Origin of the sequence: Pseudomonas sp. P7779 (assembly GCF_013386315.1) — a bacterium.
Taxonomy (GTDB): domain Bacteria; phylum Pseudomonadota; class Gammaproteobacteria; order Pseudomonadales; family Pseudomonadaceae; genus Aquipseudomonas.
On the sequence record NZ_JACARZ010000040.1, the window covers coordinates 1 to 24,291 of the forward strand.

Here is a 24,291-nt window from a genome sequence, read left to right on the forward strand (position 1 = left end):
GGCGAGGCACCGAGTGGTGGGGCAAAGCGTTTTTTGGTTACTTTTTTAGGCGTTTGTAAAAAAGTGACCCGCTGTAAGAGCGGAACCATAAGTGGCCGTTACCGCAGCAACGGATATGTACACCCCACCCCACCCCACCTCACCTCACCCCAACTACCATCACCGCTCCACGGGCACCGAAAGCCCCGAATTCCCAAGCGCATGACTACGCGCATCAAAAAACCGCAACTCCACCTCCATCCCCTCAAACAACTCCGCAAAACGCCGCTTCTGCTGCTGAATAAACCCCGCACTGCGCCCAAACACCGAAATCGCCAACGTGCTGATCTTCGCCTGTCGAATCGCCTGCACCAGATGCACATCCTGCGCGCCGAGGTGATGCCCAAAGATGCATAGCCCACCTTCATGGCCCAACAGCTGCTCATAACAGAACGACAAATAGTCAGAACTGCGAATGGTCTTCAGCTTCTCCTCAACCTTGCCCTCGCTGACAAACAACGGCACATCATCCAGCGTCTTGATCGTGTTGTTGATCGCAAAACTGCTGAGCAACGTGCTGTCAGTGGTCGGCAATTTACGCGCCGTACCGTCAAGGTTACGCACCAGGTGCAGGCCACCATGCAGATACAAAATGCGCGTGGTGTCGCAGGCAGTATTACGCAGGTCAAAGCTCGCATCGGCACTGCGAAACAGATCATCGATGCCCGGCGCATGCAGGATCGCCCAGTAGTTGAGCAGGTCGTAATTGCTGGTGAACACCGTCGGGTAACTCGCCAGCTCCTGATGGAGGGTCGCCAGTGTCGACGGCTTCACCAGGCGCCACGGAATATGCACGCTGTGGATCGTATTGATCAGCGCTTCCTTGATCGCGTAATAGCGATTACGCGGCGCAGCCGAGCTGACCGCCAGGGCCTTGTTGACCCGGCTGGTGGTTTTCAGTGCACCCAGCACCTGCTCGAAGCTGCGGGTCTGCATCGCGTCAAACACGCTGAGTTCGGACTGGCTCAGGGGTTTTTCTTCCACGGTGCGGGCGTTTTCGAACAGTGAGTCGTAGGCAAAGTCTTCCCACACTGCGCGGCTGGCACCGTTGCCGATCAGGATCCCGCTGATGGCGGTACTGCTGCGCAAAGCGTTCCAGTCTTCTAGGTGGGCATCAAAATCCTGGGAATCCTTCATTGCGGCGGGTCTACTCGAAATCGGCTGGGCGGTGACTTTATCACGAGCGGGCGTTGATCCTGGTCAAGATGCCGCAGGCAATCGAGGTCGATGCTGTAGGCATAACGACTTTAAAGGATTAGCCACCATGAGCAGCACCTTCTTCATTCCCGCCGTCAACATCATGGGCCTCGACTGCCTCGACGAAGCCATGACCGCGATTCGCAACTACGGTTTTCGCAAGGCGCTGATCGTCACTGACGCCGGGATGGCCAAGGCAGGTGTGGCCAGCATGATCGCCGAGAAGCTTGCGATGCAAGACATCGACTCGGTGATCTATGACGGCGCCAAGCCCAACCCGAACGTCGATAACGTCGAAAAAGGCCTGGCACTGCTGCAACAGAGTGCCTGTGATTTCGTGGTGTCACTGGGCGGTGGCTCACCCCATGACTGTGCCAAGGGCATTGCCCTGTGTGCGACCAACGGCGGGCACATCGGCGACTACGAAGGCGTCGATCAGTCGGCCAAACCGCAACTGCCGCTGGTGGCCATCAACACCACCGCCGGCACGGCCAGCGAAATGACCCGCTTCTGCATCATCACCGACGAAACCCGCCACGTGAAAATGGCCATCGTCGACCGCAACGTCACGCCGCTGCTGTCGGTCAACGACCCGGCGCTGATGGTCGGCATGCCCAAGGGCCTGACTGCCGCCACCGGCATGGACGCACTCACCCACGCAATCGAAGCCTACGTGTCCACGGCTGCCAACCCGATCACCGACGCCTGTGCGATCAAGGCCATCGAACTGATCAGCGCCAACCTGCGGATTGCGGTGCGCGACGGTAAAGACCTGGCCGCCCGGGAGAACATGGCCTACGCGCAGTTCCTTGCCGGCATGGCCTTCAACAACGCGTCCCTGGGGTTCGTGCACGCCATGGCGCACCAGTTGGGCGGGCTGTATGACTTGCCTCACGGCGTGTGCAATGCGGTGCTGTTGCCTCATGTGCAAAGCTTCAACGCCAGCGTCAGCGCCGAGCGCCTGAGCCATGTGGCACGGGCCCTTGGCGCAGATATCAAGGGTACGTCGGTGGAAGAGGGCGCCCAGGCGGCCATCGCGGCGATTCGCAGCCTGTCCCAGGATGTGGAAATTCCTGCCGGGCTACGGGAGTTGGGCGCCAAGTTGCAGGACATCCCGCTGCTGGCGTCCAACGCCCTGAAGGACGCCTGCGGCCTGACCAACCCACGGCGGGCGGATCAGCGTCAGATTGAAGAGATCTTCCGCAGCGCGTTCTGATCAGTCCTGGCCATGGCGACGCACAGCAGTGCGCCGCCCGCCAGCGTCACGCATAACACCGCCAACGGCCAGGCCTGCTGACTCGCCAGCAGGCTGGCCACGCCACCGATCGCCGCTGCCATCAACTGATGCATAAAGCCGCTCAAGGCCATGGCGTAGGAGCCGCTCACCGGTGATTCGTCATTGGCCAGCGACAGGCTGATGGGATAACTCATCGATTGGCCGAACACCGCCAGGCAATACGGCAGCCACAGCAGGATCGCCAGCCCATTGGCAAACAGGCTGCCCAGCAACATCGTCGCGCTGCCGCACATCACCAACGCCACGCCCCAACTCATCATCGACAGGCGCCCGGTGCGGGCGACGAGGCGATTGACCATCAACGCCCCCGCCAGATACGCCCCGCTGATTGGCCAGCCGAGCCAGCCATATTGCGCCGCGCTCCACTCGAAATGGCCCTGCAAAATCAACGGTGCGCAGGTGTTGAACGCGATGATCACCCCGTAACCCAAACCGCCCGCCAACGCAGGCCGCAGGAACGCCGGATGGCGCAGGATCGTGCCGTAGATGCGCCAGGCCGAGACGTGTCCAGAGGCTTTTTCCAATCTTGGAAACACCACCCGTTGCAGCGCAATCATCAAGCCGACAGCCGCGACCGCCAGCCCATAAAAGATCGCCTCCCAACCAAACGCCACCTGCAACAGCGAGCCCACAAACTGCCCGATGCCCAGGGCGATCACGAACGTCATGCCCAGCCACGACAAACCTTTGGCCAACAGGGCACCGCTGAAGCTGTCACGAACCAGCACCCGCGCCATCACCGACACACCGCCCGCACCGAGGCCTTGAACCAGGCGCAGGCCGAGGAACGATTCGAGGCTGTAGGCGGACGGAATCGCCGCACTGGCCAGCGCATACAACGCCAACGCTGCCAGCAACACCGGCTTTCTACCCAGGCGCTCACCGAGGCTGCCCCAGAGCAGCATCGGCAACGCCATGCCGATCAAGTACACCGCCAGGGCCAGCGCCACATGGTCCTCTGCAGCGGTCAATGACAAGGCAATCGCCGGCACGGCGGGCAGATAACTGCTGATGCCAACCTGGGACAAAAAGGCCGCGCTGCAGGCAATGGTGAGGGTCGTGGTGCTTTTCAAGGGGCAAAAGATCCTGTTGAGCAGTAAGCTGCAAGCCGCAAGCTACAAGTTGCCAGTGGGTTTGTCTCTACCTTGCAGCCTGAAGCTAACCGCTTGTCGCTTAGGAACCAACCTTATGAGAGTTCTATTATTCGGCGCCACCGGCATGGTCGGCCAAGGCGTGTTGCGCGAGTGCCTGCTGGCCAGTGACGTGCAGGAAGTCGTCGCCGTCGGCCGTACCGCGCTGACCCAGGAACACGGCAAGCTGCACCAGGTGCTGCATGCCGACATGTTCGATTTCCAGCCCCTGGAGCATCTGCTGCAAGGTTTCGATGCCTGCTTCTTTTGCCTGGGCGTTTCTTCGGTGGGCATGGATGAAGCCAAGTACACCCATTTGAGCTACGACTTGACGCTGGTGGCCGCCAGCACCCTGGCGCGGCTCAACCCGCAGATGACCTTTATCTACGTGTCCGGCGCCGGGACTGACAGCAGCGAAACCGGCAAAACCATGTGGGCACGGATCAAGGGCAAGACCGAGAATGCGTTGCTGCGCCTGCCGTTCAAGGCGGTGTACCTGTTCCGTCCCGGGGTGATCCAGCCGTTGCACGGCGTGCGCTCGAAAACCCCGCTCTACCAGTCCATCTACACTGTGGTCGGCCCGTTGTTGTCGCTGCTGCGCCATGTGCGACCGGCCTGGGTGGTGAGCACGGAAACCGTTGGCCGCGCAATGCTCTCGGCCGTCCGGCACGGTGCACCTCTGCCGGTGGTGGAGCAGGCCGATATCAATCGCCTGGCCACCGAGCGCGCCTAGATGCTGCACAAAAGCCTGGTTCGCCGCCTTGACCTGATCACCCTGCAATTGTTTGTGGCGGTGCATGAGGAGGGCACGCTGACCCGCGCCGCCGCCCGTGAAACTATCGCGGTCTCGGCGGCCAGCAAGCGCTTGATGGAGCTGGAACAGGTGCTGGGCGTCAGCCTGTTTGTGCGCCAGGCCAAGGGCATGCAGCTCACGGCTGCCGGCGAGACCTTGCTGCACCATGCACGGCAGATGCTGTTCAATGTCGAGAAGATGGGTCTGGAGCTGGGCGAACACAGTCACGGCGTGCGCGGTTATGTGCGGATGCTGGCGAACCTCTCGGCAATCATTCAGTTCCTGCCCGAAGACTTGCGCGACTTTTCCGCGCTGCATCCACAGGTGAAGGCCGACCTGGAAGAGCGGCCCAGCAATGGCGTGGTCCAGGGTGTGATTGACGGCGTTGCGGACCTGGGCATCTGTTCCAGCGACACCGATACCAAAGGCCTGCCCGGCGTGACCTATCGCCGGGACAAGCTGGTGGTGCTGATGCCGGCGGATCACCCGTTGGCCTCGCGCAAGACCCTGACGTTCGCCGAGACGCTGGACAGCGACTACGTGGGGCTGCATTCCGCCAGTTCGATAAACATGCGCACCCATGCGGCGGCGCGGGAGGCGGGCAAGGTGCTGCGCTTGCGGATCCATGTGCCGGGCTTCGATGCCATGTGCCGGATGGTCCAGGCCAACATGGGCATCGGCATCCTGCCGCAAAAAGCCTATGAACTGTTTGGCCGGGCGTTGGGCTTGCACGCGGTGCCGCTGACGGATGCCTGGTCGGACCGCAGCCTGATCCTGGTGGTGCGTGACGAGGCGCAGCTGTCGCCGGTGAGCCGGTTGTTGTTCGATTACCTGCGGCGGGAGCAGGCGTAAGCAAACCCTGTGGCGAGGGCGCTTGCTGTGGTGAGGGAGCTTGCTGTGGCGAGGGAGCTTGCTCCCGCTGGGGCGCGAAGCGGCCCCAAAATCCAGGGAGCGCTACGCACTCCAGCGGGAGCAAGCTCCCTCGCCACAACCAGTCCTTACTCAAGCGTTCGCATTTGGCGAACGCTCGTTGCCAACTGACGGTTGGATTTCTACTGCCTGCGTCCTCTAGCCTTGGCCCCACATTCCAAGAACAAGAGGTACACCCCATGACGGCTCCCCTGAGCGGTATCAAGGTGATCGAGATCGGCACCCTGATTGCCGCGCCCTTCGCCGCCCGGCTGATGGCCGAGTTTGGCGCCGAGGTGATCAAGATCGAAGCCATGGGGCAGGGCGATCCGCTTCGCAAATGGCGAAAGCTTCACGAAGGTACGTCGCTGTGGTGGTACCTGCAATCGCGTAACAAAAAGTCCCTGGCCCTGGACCTCAAGTCGGCAGAAGGCCTGGACCTGGTCAAGCAATTGCTGGGCGATGCCGACGTGCTGATCGAAAACCTGCGCCCCGGCGGCCTGGAAAAACTCGGCCTGGGCTGGGACGTGCTGCACGCCCTCAACCCCAAGCTGACCCTGGTGCGCATCTCCGGCTACGGCCAGACCGGCCCTTACCGCGACCGCCCGGGCTTCGGTGCCATCGGCGAGGCCATGGGCGGGATTCGCTACACCACCGGCAATCCGGATTCGCCACCGGCGCGGGTTGGCGTGAGCCTCGGTGATTCCCTGGCGTCGCTGCACGGTGTGATCGGCGCGCTGATGTCGCTGCTGCGGGTCAAGACCGGCCAGGGCGACGGCCAGATTGTCGACGTGTCCCTGGCCGAAAGCGTGTTCAACCTGATGGAAAGCCTGGTGCCGGAATACGACATGCTCGGCCATGTGCGCGAACGCAGCGGCGGCGCCTTGCCCGGCATCGCACCCTCGAACACTTACCTGACCGCCGACGGCGCCTATGTGGTGATCGCCGGCAACAGCGACCCGATCTACAAACGCCTGATGCTCGCCATCGGCCGTGCCGACCTGGCCGAAGCGCCGGAGTTTGCCCACAACGATGGCCGCGCTGCCAAGAGCGGCCTGCTGGACGCCGCCATCACCCACTGGACCAGCAGCCTGCCCATCGACCAGGTGCTCAGTGCTCTGGAAGCCGCCGAAGTACCGGCGGGGCGCATCTATTCAGTGGCCGATATCGTCGCCGATCCGCACTACCAGGCCCGCGACATGCTGCTCAGCGCCGACCTGCCCGGCGGCCTCACGGTGAAGATGCCCGGTATCGTGCCCAAACTGTCGGAAACCCCCGGCGCGGTGAATTGGCAGGGCCCGAGCCTGGGCCAGCACACTGATTCAATCCTCGGCGACCTGGGCCTGAGCGGCGCCGATATTCAACGCCTGAAATCCTCGGGAGTGGTGCAATGAAAAACTATTCCGATGCGCTGATCGTGCAGGAAGTCTCGCCCCGTGACGGCCTGCAAATCGAGCCGACCTGGGTCGAGACTGTCGACAAGATCGCGTTGATAGACCAACTGTCCATGGCCGGGTTTTCCCGGATCGAAGCCGGCTCGTTCGTGTCGCCCAAGGCCATTCCCGCCTTGCGCGATGGGGAACAGGTGTTCCAGGGCATCACTCGTCGCCCCGGGGTCATCTACGTGGCGTTGATCCCCAACCTCAAGGGTGCCCAGCGTGCCATCGAGTCCCGGGCCGATGAGTTGAACCTGGTGATGTCCGCCAGCCAGACCCACAACCTGGCGAATATGCGCATGCGTTGCGAAGCCTCGTTGGCGGCGTTCGGCGATATCGTGAGCTTTGCTGCCGAGCACCCGGTGCGCCTCAACGGCAGCATCGCGACCACTTTTGGTTGCCCGTTCGAGGGCAAGATCGATGAGGACCGCGTGCTGCAATTGGTCGACGCCTACCGCGAGCTGGGCATCCAGGGCATCAGCCTGGCCGACACCACCGGCATGGCCAATCCGCGTCAGGTCGAGCGCCTGGTCAAGCGCGTGCTCGAACGTGTTCCGGCGAGCGACCTGACCCTGCATTTCCACAACACTCGCGGCCTGGGTTTGTGCAATGTGCTGGCCGCCTACGAGGCCGGTGCGCGACGGTTTGATGCGGCATTGGGCGGCCTCGGCGGTTGCCCGTTTGCGCCCGGCGCGTCGGGCAATATCTGCACTGAAGACCTGGTCAACCTGTGTGATGAAGTCGGGATCCACACCGGCATCGACCTGCCGCACCTGCTGAAAATGTCGCGGCAATTGCCAGCCTTGCTGGGCCACGAATTGCCGGGCCAGGTGGCCAAGGCCGGGCGCAATTGCGACCTGCATCCGCCACCGGCCTACATCGCCACCTTGTAAGCCGTAACCAGACAACAAAAACAATCGGACGCCTGCGAGCAGTCCGCTGGAGAGAATCGATGAGCCTTAATACGTTGGAGGCCGGCGTGCGCCCGGCCGCTGAACACGATGCCGAAAAAGCCCTGGTCAGCAAGGTCGCCTGGCGCCTGATGCCGCTGATCATGGTCTGCTACCTGTTCGCGTTTTTTGACCGCATCAACATCAGCTTCGCCAAGTTCCAGCTACAGGCCGACCTGAGCCTGAGTGACACTGCCTATGGTCTCGGCGCCGGGCTGTTTGTGGTGGGCTATGTGATCTTTGAAGTGCCGAGCAACATGATGCTGTACAAGGTCGGCGCCCGCCGCTGGATCGCTCGCATCATGATGTCGTGGGGGCTGGCGACGGCCGCTATGGTGTTCGTCACGGCCGAATGGCAGTTCTACGGCCTGCGTTTCATCATCGGTGCGATGGAGGCCGGGTTTGCCCCGGGCGTGCTGTATTACCTGACGTTGTGGTTCCCGCAGCACTTCCGTGGGCGCATCACCTCGATGCTGTTCCTGGCGTCGGCGTTTGCCGGGCTGGTGGGCGCGCCGTTCTCCGGGCTGGTGCTGGAACACCTCGACGGTGTGCTGCAAATGCGCGGCTGGCACTGGTTGTTCTTGCTCGGTGGCTTGCCCTGTGTGGGCCTGGGGTTCCTGGTGCTCAAGCTGCTCAAGGACCGTATCGAGGATGCCCACTGGCTGACCCCGACGGAGAAGACGTTGCTGGCCAGTCGCATTGCCGTGCATGAACCCCACAAGAGCGGTGGCTCGTTGCTGGCTGCATTGCGTATCCCAGGCTTCCTGATGCTGGGTTTTATCTACTTCCTGATCCAGGTGGCGTCCTACGGGCTGAACTTCTGGGCGCCGCAACTGATCCGCAGCGCCGGCACCCAGAGCCCGGTGATGATCGGCTTGCTGACGGCGATTCCCTACGTCTGCGGCGCCATTAGCATGGTGGTGATCGGACGCTTGTCCGACGCCACCGGCGAACGTCGCAAGTTCGTCAGCGGCCTGGTGGCGCTGGGGGCGGTGGGGTTCTTCTGTGCCGGGATCTTTGCCGATCACACCACGTTCCTGATCGTCGCCCTGAGCTTGCTGGGCGCGGGGATCATCGCTTCGATCCCGACGTTCTGGACGCTGCCGCCGAAGTTGTTGGCCGGTGCCGGCGCGGGCGCTGCTGGCGGGATCGCGGTGATCAACACGTTGGGCCAGTTCGGCGGCATCGTCAGCCCGGTGATGGTCGGCCGGATCAAGGACCTCACCGGCAGCACCACGCCGGCGCTGTATGTCATCGGCGTGTGTGCGTTGCTGGCGGCGGCGCTGTTGCTGTGGGGCTTGCCTCAGAAGCTGCGCACCCTCGACAAGCGCTGATCAGCCGGCGGTCACCAGCGAGCGGGTGGGTGCGGCACTGAATTGAATCAGGGCCACACCGCCAATCAACATCAGCGCCCCGATCAACCGGGGCGCGGTCAATTGGCGTTCCACCAGCCCGAACAAGCCGAAGTGGTCCAGCATCAACGAGGCGACGATTTGCCCGGCCATCGCCAGGGCGATAAACCCCGAGGCGCCGAGCTTGGGCATCAGGATCAACGCCAGCGAAATGAAGCACACGCCGAACGCGCCGCCGCTCCACATCCACAGCGGCGCCTTGGTGATAAAACCCAGGTTGGGCAGCGGCAGGCGCAGGGCCAGGATCACCGGCAGCAGCACGATGATGCTCACCAGCAGCGAGGCCAGGGTGGCCCACAGCGGATGCCCCAGGCCGCGTCCCAGGTTGGCGTTGATCGCGCTTTGAAACGGCACCACTGCCCCGGCGAACGCGGCCAACAGCAACAAACCTACCCAATGCAACGTCGTCATGATCAATCTCCCAGAGGTTTTGCTGGACTCTAGGCTATTCGTCGCGCAAATTTAAATTCCAAGTTCTTATGCAGAACATGCAGCTGATGAATGATCTACGACGCATCGACCTTAACCTGCTGGTGATCCTTGATGCCTTGCTCAGCGAGCAACACGTGACCCGTGCCGCCGAGCGCCTGCACCTGAGCCAGCCGGCGGTGAGCCACGCGCTGGCGCGGTTGCGGGATTTGCTCGGAGACGCGTTGCTGGTGCGCCAGGGCAGTTCGCTGGTGCCCACTGCTCGTGCTCTGGAACTGGCCATGCCGCTGGCGGAAGCGCTGGCCCAGGTACAGGCGCTGCTGGAGCCCAATCGTTTTGATCCGGCGTCGGCCAAGCGCACCTTCCGGGTCGCCATGTCGGACTACAGTGCGGCGATTTTCTTGCCGGGGCTGGTGCGCACCTTGCGCCGGGAAGCGCCGGGGATTGATTTGCAGATTATCCAGGCCAGTCGCGAAGGCATGCTTGACGGTGTGCTCAATGGCGATATCGACCTGGCGGCCGGGGTGTTTCCCGACATGCCTGCCGAACTGCGCAGCACGCCGCTGTTTGAAGAGCATTACGTGTGCCTGGTGGACCGCGACAGCCTGCCGGCAAGCGGTGTACTCGACCTGCCCACCTATCTGGCGCGGCCCCACGTATTGCTGGAAATGCGTGGCAGCGGCACCCCGGAAATCGAACGGGCGCTGACGGCGATTCGTGAGCGCCGGCACGTGTCTATCAGCTTGCCTCATTGGGGTGTTGCACCGCAGTTGATCCAGGGCACGGACCTGATTCTTACCGTGTCGTCTCGCGGGCTGCTGAACATTGATCACGAACAGTTGTTGGCGGTGCCGCCGCCGTTTCACATTCCGTCGTTTGCGTTTGTGCTGGCGTGGCATTCGCGGCGGGGTGGGGACGCGGCGTTGCAGTGGTTGAATGGGCAGGTGCAGGTTGTGATACAGGGTTGATCGGCGTTACCAACTGTTCGGTGGTTGGCGCCGTGTGTGAAATATTCGAAGAACCTGTAACCGTCCCTCGCGAATACGATATGGCACGAGATAGGGCCAGCGTGGCATCACCCACTCACGTGTACCAGGAACGCGTCCTTCTCGACCCATCGCCGGAAACTCAGCAACATGCTCAAGCCCCGTCCGGATGGCCTGAACAAACTCATAAGCCGCTTTGGGGTTTTCCTGGGCGATGAAAGCTGCTTCATCATCAAGATTTTTGAGTGCTGCCTTCAGCCACTCAACGCGCATTGGCACGCCATTTGTTTGCCACTGCGTCTACTTCGGCGGCAGTTGCAAAGTCACCCGCATCGGCTTCTTTCAACGCCTTTTGAATTTCCTCGATTTGCCATGCTTCACGCGTCAGGTATTCGCGTAACGCATCGACGGCGAGGAACGATTTGCTGCGCCCGGTGGCCTTGGCAAGGCTGGCGAGTGTTTCGGAGATGTCTTCAGGTAGACGTAATGACATGACCGACATAAGTGCCTCGATGTAGTGATGTGTAATACAACATACTACATTGTCACCGTTGCATCGTTGTGTCCCGTTCGTCAGGACTGCTCCTCAGTAAGCCCTGACGACCGTTCGTCGCACTAACAAGTTTTTTCTAAACCTTTGCCGCCCTGAAAATTCAGATTCAGAGCGGGGCTCGTTTCCCTGCACCTGTTTATTACCTGGAGGAACCCATCATGAGCCGCATGGCTATCCGGTTACGCACCGCCAGTTTCGCGATGCTGCTGGGCCTCGGCGCCAGCAATGCTTTCGCCCAGTCGCCTGCCGATTTCATCGAGCAGGCTTCGGCCAAGGGCATGGCCGATATCGAGACCAGCCGCATGGCACACGCCAAGACTTCGTCCCAGGAGATCAAGGACTACACCATCGAAGTCATCAATGAACGCACCGTGGCCAATCAGCACCTGGCGGCCATCGCCAAGAAGCTCGACTTGCCGGTGGCCCCACGGGACAAGATTGTCGACAAGGCCGAATCGCTGATGCCCGAGCTCAAGGACGGCGACTCCTTTGACGCCGCCTACACCGCCCAGCAGATCAAGGCCAACGAAGACGCGATCGCCTTGTTCAAGCAGGAGGGCGCCGAGTCCGATATCCCGGAAATAAAGGCTTTGGTGGATGAGACCTTGCCCAAGTTGGAAGAGCGCCTGGAGAAAGCCCGGGCGCTGGCGTCGACGTACGGTAAGGGTCACCAGGGCGACGGTTGATTGCCTTGAGTACCCCATGAAAAACGGTGGCTGGAGTGATCCAGCCGCCGTTTTTTTATGCCTGGTTCAGGTCCGTCTTGGACCGGCCATTGTCATCCGTTGTTTCGGTAACCAGCGTCGTCACAGTGATGGTTTCACTGTCGCCGATGGTCTTGTATTCCTTGCGCAGTTTCTCCAGTTCCTTGCGGTCCAGGCCGTCCAGGCTCAATACGGCGTTTTGTGCATCCTTGGTGGCGCGCAGCAACTCGTCAATCTTGATATGCAAAATGTCGTTGTCGCGGTTTTGCGTGTTCTGGATCAGGAACACCATCAGGAAGGTGATGATGGTGGTGGAGGTGTTGATGATCAGCTGCCACGTGTCGTTGTAGTGGAAATAGGGCCCGCTCAGACTCCACAGGAGGATCAATCCCACCGCCGCGTAGAACGTGCGGGCGCTGCCTGCCCAGCGGGACAGGGATTGTGAGATGGCGGAGAATTTCATGACCGTTTTCCTATAAGGGTGGGTGATGAAAATACTGACCGCAGGCGCGCTCTGAAATTTCTTTTTACAATTGAGGATCTGAACAAAGTTGTACGTTTTCCTGCTGGGGGTCAGCCGTGATCCTCCAGCGCCAGCAGATACTGCTTGGCCTCAAGCCCGCCGGCGAACCCGGTCAAGCCACCCGACGCACCGATCACCCGATGGCACGGCGCAACAATCGAAATCGGATTGCGCCCGTTGGCGGCGCCGACGGCACGCACGGCCTTGGGGTTGCCTATCTGCGCAGCGATCTGGCTGTAGCTGCGGGTCTCTCCGAACGGGATGGTCAACAGCGCCTGCCAGACTTTCTTCTGGAAGTCGGTGCCGGCGAAGTCCAGTTCCAGCTCGAAACGGTTGCGGGCACCGGCGAAGTACTCCTTCAACTGTCGCTCGGTCTCCAGCAGTACCGGGCTGTTGCTGGCTTCTTGCAGGGCACCCAGGCGAACGCGATTGGGCCGCTCTTTTTCCCAGAGGATGGCGGTGAGTTTTCCGTCACGGGCCACGAGGGTCAGTTGGCCGACGGGGGAGGGCATGTATTTGTATTCGTAGGACATGGTCGGGCTCCTTGAGTGGGTATGGCTCTACTGTAGATGGGCCGACCCAGGGTGGAACTACGTTTCTTGCGGTCGAATTCGCGAACGACTTAGAAGTTCCAGTAAACCCAATCGGCGTAATACGGATACCAATAAAACCACGAGAACCAGTACAGCGCCTTGAGTACCGATGCCGTGCCAATGACAAAAAATGAAGCGATGTTGAGCAGCGTGATGATCACGGCAAATACGGTTACACGCCGACTGGCATGCAGTTGGGCAAACCGGGCGCCATAAACGGAGGCGGTGATGGACGCCAGCACCAACACGAGTCCCAGCGCAAAGGGCAGCCTGAGGAACGAGAGCAGCAGAGGAGCGATCAGCACCCAGCCCAGTACCTTGCGCAGTACGGGGCTGGGCGTGCGGTGTGAGGGAGGGCGCATTGCGCGGTTCCTTGAAGTGCTGTTACCGGTCCTGTTGCAATACCTTGAGGGCAGCAGACGCAAGAAAGCCCGAACGGCTTTTTTCTTCCGGATGATGCAGGACGTATTCGTCAATGCGGTTCAGCAGATAGCCGGGCAACGTGATATTGAGTTTCTGTGCCTTGCCCAGGTACTTGGTCACATCAATATCCACCACCGCCCACGTGCAGCCGGCATATTGCGGGTTGGCGGCATGGAGGGTGACTTTCTGTGCTGTAGGAATGGGCGCACCGTCTTCTGCGAGGATCTCGAAGTGGCCTTCGATCGCTTCGCGGGCCATGGCCATGGCGTCGTCCAGATCATCTCCAGCTGAGAAGCAACCGGGAATGTCCGGGACTTCCACACCCCAGGCATGGTCCTCGTCACCGGTTGAAATTGCGATTGGGTACAGCATGTTTGTTGTCCTCCACGAACGTGTTAGCTGAGCAGAGCTTGTTTCAAAATGCTCTTTGCGGTCTTGTCCAGCAGGTCCTTTTTAGGATGGGGAATCGTCACCAGCCCCGGCTTTGTCGGGTGCTTGAAATGATGATGGCTGCCTCTGATTCGCACCAGATACCAGCCATCCGCAACGATGTGACCTATCAAATATCGGCTGTCCACAGCACCTCCTTGTGGTGTGTGTTGGTGGAGACTATAACTACTGAAAATAAATTATCAACACTCTACCTACCAGCGGTCGATGACCGGTGTTTCTGTAGGGGCTGTATGCAGTGTATGAGCGCATGGGGACGGTGCCCGACGGAGGTATTGCGAGGTTTTTCGAGAGAACAATCAGGCTTTCTGACGAGCCTGCAGCAACTCATCAATTACCGTGAGAAATGCCGTGACCATCAAGCTGCTTGCGCCGCTGCGCGTAAGAACGAGCAGCCGTGCATACGCTTCCGCGTCCACCAACGGCCGATACGTCACGCCTTTGTTCATCAAACTCTGCGTACATTCCGGCACCAGCGCCACACCTTGTCCCGCCGCCACCAGTGCAATGATCGAGGTAATTTGCCGTCCCGACGGCCCGGCCCTCAGTGGCAAACCTTTGTGCCGATAAAGCTGCTCAATGGACTGGTTAAGCCCCGAGCCATAATCGGCTGGGAACAGAATCAACGGGTACCCACTCAACTGCGCCAGGCTGACCTCGGCCTGGTTGGCCAACGGGCTGTCGCTGGACACCGCCGCCACCAGCCGCTCCTCACCCAACGACAACGCTTGCACCTCAGTCTGACCGTCCTGGGGCAGTAACCGGCTCAAGCCGATATCCAGGCGGCCATCAGCCACCTGTGCGCCCAGGCTGCCGGAGGCGCATTCCACCAGCGTCAGTTGCACATCGGGAAAGCGTTGGGCGAAGGCTTGAATCGCCTGGCTGAACAAGTCCGACAGGGCTATCGAACTGACGTAACCCAGCGCCAGTTGCCCGGCGGCACCCGCCGCCAGTTTGCCCGCGATGACTTCAGCGAGGTCGACCTGCTCCAGCACCGCCCGTGCGTAGGGCAGGAACGCGCGCCCCTGGGGAGTGAGCGAAACCGTGCGACTGGTGCGGTCGAACAGGCGAAATCCCAGCTCAGTCTCCAGCGCGGAAATCTGCCGGGTCAACGGCGGCTGGGCCAGGTGCAGGCGAATGGCCGCTCGGCCGAAGTGCAATTCTTCGGCGACGGTCAGAAAGTAACGCAGCTTGCGTAGGTCGAGCATCCTGGCCCCAGGGTATTGATCGGTTCGAAATCGGTATTGGTCTCGGGTGTGCGGGTCATTCTATAAAGGCCTCAGATAATAAAACGAGAGGTTTCATGAAACCGCGCTTGCATTGTGCCCGTCTTGCCCTGTTCCTGTGTGGCTGCGCGGCGTTTCTCAACCTCTACGCCACCCAGAGCATTTTGCAGACCCTTGCCGCCAACTTTGAAGTGAGCGCCAGGGCGGCCGGTTGGAGCATTACCGTCACCACCTTGGCGGTAGCGCTGACCGCGCCCTTTGTCAGCCGCCTGACCGGGCGTTTTGAGCAACGCACGGTGATCTCGGCGGCCGCGCTGTTGCTGGCGTTGCCGGCGCTGATGACTGCCTATGCCAGCAGCTTTGCCGAACTGCTGGTGTGGCGCTTTATCGAAGGCATGCTGATCCCCGTGGTGTTCGCCACCAGCGTGGCCTACATCGGTGATCGCTGGCGCGGCGGCACCGTCACCGAAGTCACCAGCCTCTATGTGGCCGGCACCGTGCTCGGCGGGTTTGCCGGGCGCTTCGTCACCGGTGTGATGACCGAGTACGTCGGCTGGCGTGAAGCCTTCGAGCTGTTGGCAGTGTTGAGCCTGATGGTGGGCGGGTTTATCCAGTTCCTGCTGCCGGGCAATCCACCCCGAATTGCGCGACCTTCAACCACCTGGGCCGATGTGCTCGGCACGCCGTTGCTGGCAGCCTACGCCGTAGGATTTTGCGTGCTGTTCTCCCAAGTGGCGACGTTTACCTACGCTGGCCTTTACCTCAGCCAAGCCCCGTTCGACCTTGGCCCGGCGGCGCTGGGCACGATCTACATGGTGTTCCTGCTGGCCCTGGTGGTCATTCCCGTTGCCGGGCGCCTGAGCAAATCCCGCCCGCAATCCGAACTGCTGACGGCGGCTGCGGTGCTTGGCGTTTGTGGCTCGGGCCTGACCTTGCTGCCATCCCTGTGGTGCATCGTATTGGGCCTGGCCTTCAGCTCCACGGGCGTGTTCCTCGCCCAGGCCGCCGCCAGCGCCTTCACCACCGCCACCGCTCGCCACAACAAGGCCGGCGCCGTGGGCCTGTACCTCACCTGCTATTACCTGGGCGGCAGCTTCGGCGCCATCGTCCCGGCGCTGATCTGGGGGCGTTGGGGTTGGGTGGGGTGTGTGGCGCTGATCATCGGTTTCCAGCTACTGTCGTTGCTGATCGCCCTGGCGGGCTGGAAGCCCCTCCAACCTGAACTGAGCAAGACCTCATGAACGATGCCGTTGCCCTGCCGGTACCCGAGACTTCCGCCCGTCGCCGCTCGTTGATCGCCGGCTGCAGCGCCCACGCGATTCACGATGGCCTGACCGATGTGATCTACGTGCTGCTGCCGATCTGGCAAGCGCAGTTCGGCATGACCTACGCCCAGGTCGGCCTGCTGCGCGGTGCCTATTCCGGGATGATGGCGGTGTTTCAGTTGATGGCCAGTCGTGCCGCCAAACGCTGGGGACGCACGCCGATGCTGGTGGGCGGCACGGCGCTTGCCGGTGTTGCCTATCTGTTGGTGGGGCAGGCGACCGGGTTGGGCATGTTGTTGCTGGCGCTGCTGTTGGGCGGGCTGGGGGCGAGTACCCAGCATCCGCTGGCTTCTTCGATGATCACCGACACCTACGAGAGCGGTGGTGGGGTCAAGGAAGCGCTGTCTCAATACAACTTCTCCGGAGACATTGGCAAAACCCTGGTTCCCGGGCTGGTCGGCCTGTTGCTGACCGTCATCAGCTGGCGCGCGAGCGTCACGCTTCTTGGAATGCTGGGATTGGCCGCGGCGGGGTTGCTGTGGTGGCTGATCCCAACGCAGGCAGCGGCGTCTGCTTCCGGCAAAACCGCCAAGACCTTGATCGGAAGTGGCTCGGTCAGCGGTCTGCGTGCGCTGATCGTCACGGGCACACTCGACAGTGCCGTGCGGATGGGCTTTCTCACGTTTCTGCCCTTTCTTCTGCAAGCTAAAGGCGCCGGCACTGCGGGCATCGGTCTCGCGCTGACCATGCTGTTTATCGGCGGCGCCTTCGGCAAATTGCTCTGCGGCTACCTCGGCGCACGCATCGGCATGATGAAAACCGTGTGGCTGACGGAGAGCAGCACGGCGGTGTTGATCGTTGCGGCGGTGTACCTGCCGTTGAGCGGGTTGATGGTGATGTTGCCGGTGTTGGGGCTGGCATTGAATGGCACGTCGTCGGTGCTTTACGGCGCGGTGCCGGATCTCGCTGGCGCAGGTAAACGAGAGCAGGCGTTTGCCGTGTTCTACACCGGCACCATCGGCGGGGGCGCGTTGGCGCCGGTTCTGTTTGGCGGGCTGGGGGACTTGATGGGCGTGCCGGTGGCGGTGATGGTGCTGGCGGGGATGTTGTTGCTGACGTTGCCGTTGGCGTGGGTGGTGCAGCGGGGCTGCTCACTCAAATAATCGAATGATTGGCGACATGCCCCGGCTGTGCTTGCAGATCGATACCCAGTGCGTGAAGCACCTTGAGTACCGTTTCGAAGCGGGGCTTTGCTCCAGGGGCAAATGCCTTGTACAGACTCTCACGGCCCATGCCGGTATCGGTCGCGACCCGCGCCATCCCGCGAGCTTTGGCCACGTACCCGACGGCCCTGAGGAACTCCTCATTATCGCCGTCGGCCAGAACTTGAGAAAGGTATTCGCTGATGGCTTCATCACTGTCGAGCAGTGCCGCCATATCAAATGTCGTCAGTGTTTGGCTCATGATCAAACTTCCTTTGCCAGTTTTTTTGCTCGCCGGATGTCGGCGTCTTGTGAGGATTTGTCGCCACCGGCCAGCAAGACGATGACGGTTCTTCCTCGCTGCGTGAAATACACTCGATAACCCAGACCGATATCTACGCGCATTTCCGAGACACCATTGCCTACCGTCTTTATATCGCCCAGATTGCCAGCAGATGCGCGATCGATGCGCCGGGCGATGGCGATTTTTGCGCGTAAATCAAGTATTGCTGAATGCCAGGTAATGAAGGTCTGCGTTTGCTGGACTAGATAGTTCACGGATTTTCACTGTATCCATATGGATACTTGCTGGCAATAGGCATGAGCACGTGCGCGCGGCGCGGTTAGGCGCAGGAGAATGATGTGAGTAAGGCTAAGGATTCAAATGGTCTCTTGTTGCGAGCGATTGCAGTGTCGAAGTCTCTTGCAGTTGCTGGCGCCTAATCCATCAAGGATGCGATCCGCTGCGCATCCTCCGGCGTCGCCGGGTTGTACACCACCATATTCAGATCCTTGCGCCCATCGACCGCAAACACCGAATACTCAAATTCGATCGGCCCCAACACCGAATGGCGTATCCGCTTGATGCGATCACCATGGGCGCCCTGAACATCGTTTTCGCTCCACATCGCCTTAAATTCAGGGCTGCGTCGACACAGTTCATCCACCAGCGGCTGCACCTGCTCCGCCGCGCCTGAGCGCGCTGTATCAATCCTGAAAGCCCCCAACACAAACCGCGCCACGCTTTCCCAGTCGTATTGGGCCGCGCGGGAATTGGGATCAAGGAACATGAACCGCAGGATATTTCGCTGTTCCGGCGCCTGGGATCCGTAGTCCATCAACATCACCGTCGCCGCCTGGTTCCAGGCCACCACGTCCCAGGTCGCCGTACGCAGGATCGCGGCGCTGGGGTTCAAGGCATCCAGTACCCGTTGCAGGCGTGGCGTCACCGTTTCGTTTTGCTGATAGCGCACTTCGGGTGGGCGTCCGAAGGCCAGCAGGAACAGATGCTCGCGTTCGATATCGGTCAACATCAGCGCATGGGCAATCCGCTCCAGCACTTCCACCGACGGCGCGCCGCCACGGCCCTGTTCGAGCCAGGTGTACCAGGTGGGGCTGATGTTCGCGCGTTGGGCCACCTCTTCGCGGCGCAAACCTGGCGTACGCCGTCGTGCCGATGAGAAGCCGAATGCCGCCGGATCAAGCCGGGTACGTCGGTCTTTCAGATAGCTGCCCAACTGGTTTGCGCTCATAGCCTGTTAGCCTCTATACCCTGATAACTTCACTACTTTACCCGTATAGGGCAAGCGCACAGATTAGTCTCTGAATACACACGGAGATACGGTTCATGCGCATATTTATAACGGGTGCCAGCGGATTTATCGGGTCGGCTGTCGTCAAGGAACTGATCGCGGCGGGCCATCAGGTGCTGGGGTTGTGCCGCTCGGATGACAAGGTGGCAGCGCTGGAGGCCGCCGGGGCTCAGGTACATCGTGGGTCGCTTGAGGACCTGGGAAGCCTCAAGTCTGGTGTTGCCCAGGCGGATGGCGTGATTCACCTGGCGTTCAATCACGACTTCTCGAAATTCGTCGCGAACTGCGAGGACGACCGCCGGGTTATCCAGGCGCTGGGAGAGGCACTTGCCGGGTCGGATCGACCGCTGATCATTACCTCCGGTGTCGGAATTGCGAGCACCGTGCCGGGGCAGTTGGCGACGGAGGATGGTGCGGTGGTTACCTCAGCGCAAATTCCTCGTGCAGCGTCGGAAGAAGCGGCTAACGCTGTAGCCGCGACGGGGGTGAATGTGTCGGTGATGCGTTTGCCTCAAGTACACGACACCGTCAGGCAGGGGCTGGTTAGCCCGGTGATCGAGTTGTATCGCGAGAAAGGCGTTTGCGCTTACATCGCTGACGGGAAAAACCGTTGGCCGGCGGCACATATTCTGGACGTGGCCCGGCTCTACAGGCTGGCGATTGAAAGAGCCGAACCGGGCGCGAGGTATCACGCGGTGGCAGAGCGGGGTGTGTCGCAGCGGGAGATTGCCGAGGTGTTGGGGACTCGGCTTGGTTTGCCGGTTAAATCCATTTCGGCGCAAGAGGCTCAGGAGTTTTTTGGTTGGTTGGCAAGGTTTACCGCTCACGATATGCCTGCATCCAGTGCGATCACGCGCAAGACGTTGGGATGGGAACCGGTGGGGCCGGGGTTGCTTGCGGATCTTGCGCAGTTGGAGGGCTTTTAAGGTCGAATTGCTGGAGGGCAGATTACTAATGTTTTCGAGAACGGGTTTGTTTCATTAGTCGTTGTTTCTCCAGCATTCCAACGTCAAGGAATAGCGCTTCGGCTGCTTGCTGCTCTGAGACCGCCTGCAAGACGATGAAGCTTTTTACCTCGGCAAATACGTCCAACGTCGCTTCCCAGAGACTCATCGCCAAGGCTGGTTTTTTCCAAGCGGGGTTATCGAGAACCCGGATGAGGATGATCCGGAGCTGGTTTATTTCAAACGTATTCGGTGAATGAGACGGGCCGTTTGATCATTGTGAAACACCACGCTTGAGGCCTGGCTTAGTGTTTGCCGGAGTTGTGTGCTCCTAACACACGATGCAACTCCCCCGCGACAGCAAGCAGTTGCTGTTCCAAGGCTTCCACATCGGATGCATTGATCCTGTCATTGATGACAGGCAAGGTTTTCGCCCGCTTTTTCGGGGCGGTTACTAGGTTATGTGCATCCTGGGAGACCAGAGCCTGGCGCAGAATGTTATTGATCACCGTCTGATAGCCCGTACCGGCGTTTTCGGCGCATGTGCGTGCTGCATCGATCACGATGTCATCCAGCATGATGGTGATGCGTGTCTTGCCTTTGTTGCCTGCAATAGCACCGCGCTTCCCTGAGCTGAAATCGTATTCGTCTTTCATGGTTCAAACCTCCAGATACTGGCGTCGTTCACTTTTGGATGCGAGCCTTGCACTGATGATGCGTACGAAATTCGGATCACGGTAGGTGTAGGCCACCACCAATATTCGATCCTTTGCATCTTTGCCCACGACTACCCAGCGTTCTTCATCGTGGTCGCGGTCTTCTATCATCAATGCTTTAGCGTCGTGAAATACCGGTTCAGCATCGGCCAGGCTTACACCTCTGTGCTTTAGCTGATTCAGTGTGTTCTTGGTGTAGTCATACTGGATTCTGAAGGTTTTCATTATGCATATTTTATATGTATAAAAAAGCGATTGATTGGGGGATGGATCTTGAGGGAAGGGATGACGGATTTCCGTCGGTCGACGCTGATGCGCCCGGTATGAGGGGGATGCTTAGTGTGTAGGGAAGGTGAGGAACCAAGGGGGGATTGTTGAGCGCAGCTATCTGGAAGAGAGATCTTGCGGCTTTGCCTACACAGCCATCAGAATCGTCCCGGTTGTACGCCTTGGGCGACGTCTTTAAGGTTCGTCAGCCGCTGCCCATCAGCGGTCGGGTTTAGTAGCCCGATTTGATCAACGGCGTATGGCTGTGCCATTTTTCAGACGTTTGAATGTCTGGTCTTTATGGTGGCTGTACGCGGGGCGCCTTTGGGCGCGCCGGTTTCGTTGATCAACCGGTCTACTAACCCGCGTATAGCCGCCACCCTTTGTTTAGTAGCTTCGGAAGGTGGTCCTAACCGAGGATCAACAGATGTGTACTGGCTCGTATAACTCACCCACATTGATTCGACGCCCCCAATCGCTGTCGGATTGCTGGCGTTGCAGTTGGCGCTTTGACGAATGATCGGTGACGGTGATGCACGCATTTAAAGTGTTTGGCGCTGGATTTAGCGTGGTGTCGGTCTTGGCCATCGGAGTGATTTTTAACGGTGGAAATGCCTTTGCCCTGGATGCCACAAAAACCCCAGGCGACAACCTGCCCAACCTGAGCCGTGCGTACGTTCTTCAGGATTTCAATGCGCAAGGTCAGCCAGAAGAAATAGCGCTAGGCGAAAATCTTCAGAACGCCTATTTCTACACAAACTGTTATCGCTCATCGGGATGCCATCAAGGTGTGCCGGAAGGAGCGCTGGTATTCAACACACCCTCGGGTTTTAACGCGACGCCCAACAGTCACTATCCCCGGGTTGAACTGCGGGCAAAAAGAGAGTTCACCGCAGGTGATGTGTTTGATAACACCCAGTCCGGCGAGCTTTATGTGGTGCAAAATCCAAGCACAAAATCGATCATATTTGCCCAGATACATGGCGACAAGGCGGGAGGTTCGGAGCTGCTGAAGCTTCGCTGGGAAGGTGGCTCGATCATCGCCGGGACCAAAACGCGCTATGGGCAGAAGGAGCAACGGACAGTATTGCTGAAGGGGCTCGAGCTTAACGACAAGCTGAATTACAAGATTGAGGTCAAGGGCTCCGAGGGTGGCATGGTGCTGCTGGTTTCGGCTGCGGCGAATGGCAGGCAGGCCAGCCGGGAATTCGATATTCCGCCATCGGGTTGGCAGGGCATCAATCTGTATTTCAAGGCCGGGAATTACAACCAGACCGCTGAGCAGGACGGCGGGGCAGCTATTGTTGCGTACACCTCCCTGGATGTGGGTTACCAGTAGCAGTGTGCGCCGGTTCAGAGACTCCCCGGCCCAGCAACCTGCGTACAGTTTCACCCTGTCTGCGCAGTACTGCGTCAGTAATGCCGAGTAAAAAGATTCGTTCCCCCTCTCCCCATTAGCGTCCGACGTCGTTGTAAGACACTTCTCGTTGTTCGCGCCTCCATTGAAGTTCTCCACGGTGATTGCCTATGTTTGATGGCATCAAACCAAGGAGGAATGACCATGCCTCGAAGTGCCTTAGCAGAAGATGGATATCTGCATTACATGCCTCGTGTGAGCCAGACTCATTGCGTCGAAGAGCTCGCAGAATTACGTCGAGAGTTTGAACAGTTGGAGCCGGATGAGTACGCCCCGCCTGGAGTAAACAGGTTTCGACGGTATGGCAACGGAGTCATTCTTCCCTGGCAAGACACGCATAAAGGCCACTGGTTGCCAATCGTCAAAGATGGGGCAGGCCACGGACGCGCAGGTTACGACCAAGGCGGTAACAATCCGGATCACGCAAATATTCGCTACTTTCACGCGTTGAGTGATGCGGTAAAAAACAATCGAGTACTACTCGACCTGATCGATGAAGATTTTTCCCTGACGTTCTGGCAGCATCCTGGCCAGCCCCTTCCTATCTATTTTGGGGTGCATTTTGTAAAACTCACGTCCGCGAGTTCGGATCAGCCAGGTATAAGCTCACCGAACTTTTTTCACCAGGATGGAGAGCCCTTCACGTTTGCGCACTTGATCTACCGTTCTTCGAACATGACGGGTGGCATCAATTTTATTGGGCATCCGGAAATTCGAAACATGCTGTTTGAGGACGCGCGGTCAAGTCAGATTTGGGCGGAGTTTACCCTTTCGGAGCCTCTCGATAGTTTTGCCGTTCATGATCCGAAGGTTTCGCACTACATAAGCCCGATCAAGAAACTTGACGACGCCTCTCCCGGAGTCTGTGAGCGCTGTATTGTTTTGGTTGATTTCTCGCCAACCATTCAGAGGATATGACGGTGCAGGCGTTGAGCTCGATATTACCCATCTTGATTGCGTTGGGAATAGGCTATCTATCGAGCAAACTCTTGCTCCCGGATAAAGTTGTTGCCCGATTGGTCAGTCTGATCAGCCCTTTGGTTTGGGGGCTACTTTTTCTGATAGGCACTGAGTTCGGCGAAGTGGTTTCTTCGCTGGATGCGGTTGGCTATGTGCTCAAGACATCTTCGCTTGTCGCGGTCGCAACAACAGTGGTGCCTTGCATGCTGCTGCTGGGCTTGGCGGCTTTGAGAGGGGCTGGACGAGAACCAGGCAGGGTTGCCAGTTTCGATATGCATGGCGCTGCTGCTCCTCTGAAAGAGTGCTTTATTGCGCTGCTGATGGTGGCCTTGGGCGTGTTGTTCACATATGCAGAATCAACCGTTGCAAGCTTGTGGCTTCCACCCAGCAACGTGATGTTAATGGTACTGATCTTCTTGGTGGGACTCGACTTGTCGAGCATCAAGTTAGGTCGTGACTGGATCTCATGGGGCGTTCTATGCGTTCCGATTGCCGTGGTCATTGGCTCAATATTGGGAGCCTATGCGGTTCATTTCATCACTGGCGAAGATATCCGTTTGCTCCTGGCACTCTCGACGGGATTTGGATGGTTCACGCTATCCAGCGTACTGGTCGGAGGGCTGTCCGGAGAAGTTCATGGCGCTACGGCATTGCTCGCAGACCTGGGGCGCGAACTGATCGCGATCGCTTTACTGTACCTGGTCGGTGGCTTCCACCCAAAGGTCGGTATTGCCGCCGCTGGGGCAACCGCTCTGGACTCGACGTTACCGATCGTGCGCCAAACCTGCCACTGCGACACGCTGCCTACCGCTCTCATGAGTGGTTTGATTCTGACGGTGTTAGCGCCCTTTTTTATAACCTTCTTTCTGACCGCATGA

The 24,291-nt window shown here is 59.6% G+C and carries 30 protein-coding genes and 1 pseudogene; 15 read left to right on the forward strand and 16 right to left on the reverse strand.

Going from position 1 to position 24,291, the window contains the following annotated elements:
- Positions 1 to 159: 159 nt before the first annotated feature.
- On the reverse strand, positions 160 to 1,176 hold the full coding sequence (locus HX869_RS13110; RefSeq protein WP_003212103.1) for a DUF4917 family protein: 1,017 nt from the start codon (positions 1,174 to 1,176) through the stop codon (positions 160 to 162).
- Between the two features lie 127 nt (positions 1,177 to 1,303).
- Here HX869_RS13110 and yiaY point away from each other — a divergent pair, with 127 nt between their 5' ends.
- Complete coding sequence (gene yiaY / locus HX869_RS13115; protein ID WP_003212101.1) at positions 1,304 to 2,452, forward strand: L-threonine dehydrogenase; 1,149 nt, start codon at positions 1,304 to 1,306, stop codon at positions 2,450 to 2,452.
- Here the strand turns inward: yiaY and HX869_RS13120 are convergent.
- On the reverse strand, positions 2,419 to 3,606 hold the full coding sequence (locus HX869_RS13120) for an MFS transporter (protein WP_178903167.1): 1,188 nt from the start codon (positions 3,604 to 3,606) through the stop codon (positions 2,419 to 2,421). The two genes, yiaY and HX869_RS13120, sit on opposite strands and share 34 nt — an antisense overlap.
- A 115-nt stretch (positions 3,607 to 3,721) precedes the next feature.
- On the opposite strand from HX869_RS13120, the gene HX869_RS13125 reads away from it, so the two are divergent.
- The 5 genes from HX869_RS13125 to HX869_RS13145 all read left to right on the forward strand — a co-directional run bounded on the left by HX869_RS13125 (position 3,722) and on the right by HX869_RS13145 (position 9,085).
- Positions 3,722 to 4,396: an NAD(P)H-binding protein gene (locus tag HX869_RS13125; protein ID WP_102604145.1), complete on the forward strand. Its 675-nt coding sequence runs from the start codon at positions 3,722 to 3,724 to the stop codon at positions 4,394 to 4,396.
- Positions 4,397 to 5,308, forward strand: a complete 912-nt coding sequence (locus tag HX869_RS13130) for a LysR family transcriptional regulator (RefSeq protein ID WP_178903168.1) — start codon at positions 4,397 to 4,399, stop codon at positions 5,306 to 5,308.
- Between the two features lie 257 nt (positions 5,309 to 5,565).
- Entirely contained in the window at positions 5,566 to 6,759 is a 1,194-nt protein-coding gene (locus HX869_RS13135; protein WP_087692626.1) for a CaiB/BaiF CoA-transferase family protein, read from the forward strand.
- A complete protein-coding gene (locus tag HX869_RS13140) occupies positions 6,756 to 7,694 on the forward strand; it encodes a hydroxymethylglutaryl-CoA lyase (RefSeq protein WP_087692625.1) in 939 nt (312 codons plus the stop codon). The genes HX869_RS13135 and HX869_RS13140 overlap by 4 nt, the downstream gene beginning before the upstream one ends.
- Before the next feature lie 59 nt (positions 7,695 to 7,753).
- A complete protein-coding gene (locus tag HX869_RS13145) occupies positions 7,754 to 9,085 on the forward strand; it encodes an MFS transporter (protein ID WP_178903169.1) in 1,332 nt (443 codons plus the stop codon).
- Here HX869_RS13145 and HX869_RS13150 read toward each other — a convergent pair whose 3' ends face one another.
- The gene (locus tag HX869_RS13150; RefSeq protein ID WP_003212086.1) at positions 9,086 to 9,574 is read right to left on the reverse strand and encodes a DMT family transporter; all 489 of its coding nucleotides are present in this window, start codon (positions 9,572 to 9,574) and stop codon (positions 9,086 to 9,088) included.
- A 68-nt stretch (positions 9,575 to 9,642) separates the two neighbouring features.
- Here HX869_RS13150 and HX869_RS13155 point away from each other — a divergent pair, with 68 nt between their 5' ends.
- On the forward strand, positions 9,643 to 10,560 hold the full coding sequence (locus HX869_RS13155) for a LysR family transcriptional regulator (protein WP_008437802.1): 918 nt from the start codon (positions 9,643 to 9,645) through the stop codon (positions 10,558 to 10,560).
- A 6-nt stretch (positions 10,561 to 10,566) separates the two neighbouring features.
- Here HX869_RS13155 and HX869_RS13160 read toward each other — a convergent pair whose 3' ends face one another.
- Entirely contained in the window at positions 10,567 to 10,851 is a 285-nt protein-coding gene (locus tag HX869_RS13160) for a type II toxin-antitoxin system RelE/ParE family toxin (protein WP_008437803.1), read from the reverse strand.
- Complete coding sequence (locus HX869_RS13165) at positions 10,841 to 11,080, reverse strand: CopG family ribbon-helix-helix protein (RefSeq protein ID WP_008437804.1); 240 nt, start codon at positions 11,078 to 11,080, stop codon at positions 10,841 to 10,843. The genes HX869_RS13160 and HX869_RS13165 overlap by 11 nt, the downstream gene beginning before the upstream one ends.
- Before the next feature lie 209 nt (positions 11,081 to 11,289).
- Here HX869_RS13165 and HX869_RS13170 point away from each other — a divergent pair, with 209 nt between their 5' ends.
- Positions 11,290 to 11,817, forward strand: coding sequence for a DUF4142 domain-containing protein (locus HX869_RS13170; protein WP_178903170.1), 528 nt, complete (start codon positions 11,290 to 11,292; stop codon positions 11,815 to 11,817).
- Between the two features lie 55 nt (positions 11,818 to 11,872).
- Here the strand turns inward: HX869_RS13170 and HX869_RS13175 are convergent, their stop codons facing one another.
- The 6 genes from HX869_RS13175 to HX869_RS13200 form a co-directional block, all read right to left on the reverse strand.
- Positions 11,873 to 12,298, reverse strand: coding sequence for a low affinity iron permease family protein (locus HX869_RS13175; RefSeq protein WP_003212079.1), 426 nt, complete (start codon positions 12,296 to 12,298; stop codon positions 11,873 to 11,875).
- A 110-nt stretch (positions 12,299 to 12,408) separates the two neighbouring features.
- Positions 12,409 to 12,891: a methylated-DNA--[protein]-cysteine S-methyltransferase gene (locus tag HX869_RS13180; RefSeq protein ID WP_003212078.1), complete on the reverse strand. Its 483-nt coding sequence runs from the start codon at positions 12,889 to 12,891 to the stop codon at positions 12,409 to 12,411.
- 89 nt (positions 12,892 to 12,980) lie between these two features.
- Complete coding sequence (locus tag HX869_RS13185; RefSeq protein ID WP_178903171.1) at positions 12,981 to 13,313, reverse strand: hypothetical protein; 333 nt, start codon at positions 13,311 to 13,313, stop codon at positions 12,981 to 12,983.
- Positions 13,314 to 13,335: 22 nt separating this feature from the next.
- The gene (locus HX869_RS13190) at positions 13,336 to 13,746 is read right to left on the reverse strand and encodes a type II toxin-antitoxin system HicB family antitoxin (RefSeq protein WP_003212074.1); all 411 of its coding nucleotides are present in this window, start codon (positions 13,744 to 13,746) and stop codon (positions 13,336 to 13,338) included.
- Between the two features lie 23 nt (positions 13,747 to 13,769).
- A complete protein-coding gene (locus tag HX869_RS13195; RefSeq protein ID WP_003189411.1) occupies positions 13,770 to 13,952 on the reverse strand; it encodes a type II toxin-antitoxin system HicA family toxin in 183 nt (60 codons plus the stop codon).
- A 171-nt stretch (positions 13,953 to 14,123) separates the two neighbouring features.
- Positions 14,124 to 15,032, reverse strand: coding sequence for a LysR family transcriptional regulator (locus HX869_RS13200; protein ID WP_087692622.1), 909 nt, complete (start codon positions 15,030 to 15,032; stop codon positions 14,124 to 14,126).
- 95 nt (positions 15,033 to 15,127) lie between these two features.
- On the opposite strand from HX869_RS13200, the gene HX869_RS13205 reads away from it, so the two are divergent.
- On the forward strand, positions 15,128 to 16,291 hold the full coding sequence (locus HX869_RS13205; RefSeq protein ID WP_178903172.1) for an MFS transporter: 1,164 nt from the start codon (positions 15,128 to 15,130) through the stop codon (positions 16,289 to 16,291).
- Entirely contained in the window at positions 16,288 to 17,478 is a 1,191-nt protein-coding gene (locus HX869_RS13210; protein WP_178903173.1) for an MFS transporter, read from the forward strand. Before HX869_RS13205 ends, HX869_RS13210 begins: the two co-directional genes overlap by 4 nt.
- Here HX869_RS13210 and HX869_RS13215 read toward each other — a convergent pair.
- The 3 genes from HX869_RS13215 to HX869_RS13225 form a co-directional block, all read right to left on the reverse strand.
- Positions 17,471 to 17,779, reverse strand: coding sequence for an addiction module antidote protein (locus tag HX869_RS13215; protein WP_003212064.1), 309 nt, complete (start codon positions 17,777 to 17,779; stop codon positions 17,471 to 17,473). The two genes, HX869_RS13210 and HX869_RS13215, sit on opposite strands and share 8 nt — an antisense overlap.
- Before the next feature lie 2 nt (positions 17,780 to 17,781).
- Entirely contained in the window at positions 17,782 to 18,075 is a 294-nt protein-coding gene (locus HX869_RS13220) for a type II toxin-antitoxin system RelE/ParE family toxin (protein ID WP_134325879.1), read from the reverse strand.
- Positions 18,076 to 18,236: 161 nt separating this feature from the next.
- A complete protein-coding gene (locus HX869_RS13225) occupies positions 18,237 to 19,049 on the reverse strand; it encodes a helix-turn-helix transcriptional regulator (RefSeq protein ID WP_008437810.1) in 813 nt (270 codons plus the stop codon).
- A 95-nt stretch (positions 19,050 to 19,144) separates the two neighbouring features.
- On the opposite strand from HX869_RS13225, the gene HX869_RS13230 reads away from it, so the two are divergent.
- Together HX869_RS13230 and HX869_RS31535 are read left to right on the forward strand one after the other, a co-directional pair.
- Positions 19,145 to 20,035: an SDR family oxidoreductase gene (locus HX869_RS13230; protein ID WP_178903174.1), complete on the forward strand. Its 891-nt coding sequence runs from the start codon at positions 19,145 to 19,147 to the stop codon at positions 20,033 to 20,035.
- Between the two features lie 33 nt (positions 20,036 to 20,068).
- Positions 20,069 to 20,309, forward strand: a pseudogene (locus HX869_RS31535) (GNAT family N-acetyltransferase); the annotation flags it as partial.
- A 49-nt stretch (positions 20,310 to 20,358) separates the two neighbouring features.
- Here the strand turns inward: HX869_RS31535 and HX869_RS13235 are convergent.
- Both HX869_RS13235 and HX869_RS13240 read right to left on the reverse strand, forming a co-directional pair.
- Positions 20,359 to 20,709, reverse strand: a complete 351-nt coding sequence (locus tag HX869_RS13235; RefSeq protein WP_178903175.1) for a BrnA antitoxin family protein — start codon at positions 20,707 to 20,709, stop codon at positions 20,359 to 20,361.
- Positions 20,710 to 20,712: 3 nt separating this feature from the next.
- Entirely contained in the window at positions 20,713 to 20,994 is a 282-nt protein-coding gene (locus HX869_RS13240) for a BrnT family toxin (protein ID WP_008437813.1), read from the reverse strand.
- A 574-nt stretch (positions 20,995 to 21,568) separates the two neighbouring features.
- Here HX869_RS13240 and HX869_RS13250 point away from each other — a divergent pair.
- The 3 genes from HX869_RS13250 (at position 21,569) to HX869_RS13260 (ending at position 24,291) form a co-directional block, all read left to right on the forward strand.
- Entirely contained in the window at positions 21,569 to 22,375 is an 807-nt protein-coding gene (locus HX869_RS13250; protein WP_008437814.1) for a polysaccharide lyase family 7 protein, read from the forward strand.
- Positions 22,376 to 22,597: 222 nt separating this feature from the next.
- On the forward strand, positions 22,598 to 23,371 hold the full coding sequence (locus tag HX869_RS13255) for a 2OG-Fe dioxygenase family protein (RefSeq protein WP_177035866.1): 774 nt from the start codon (positions 22,598 to 22,600) through the stop codon (positions 23,369 to 23,371).
- Positions 23,368 to 24,291, forward strand: coding sequence for a lysine exporter LysO family protein (locus tag HX869_RS13260; RefSeq protein WP_043225584.1), 924 nt, complete (start codon positions 23,368 to 23,370; stop codon positions 24,289 to 24,291). Before HX869_RS13255 ends, HX869_RS13260 begins: the two co-directional genes overlap by 4 nt.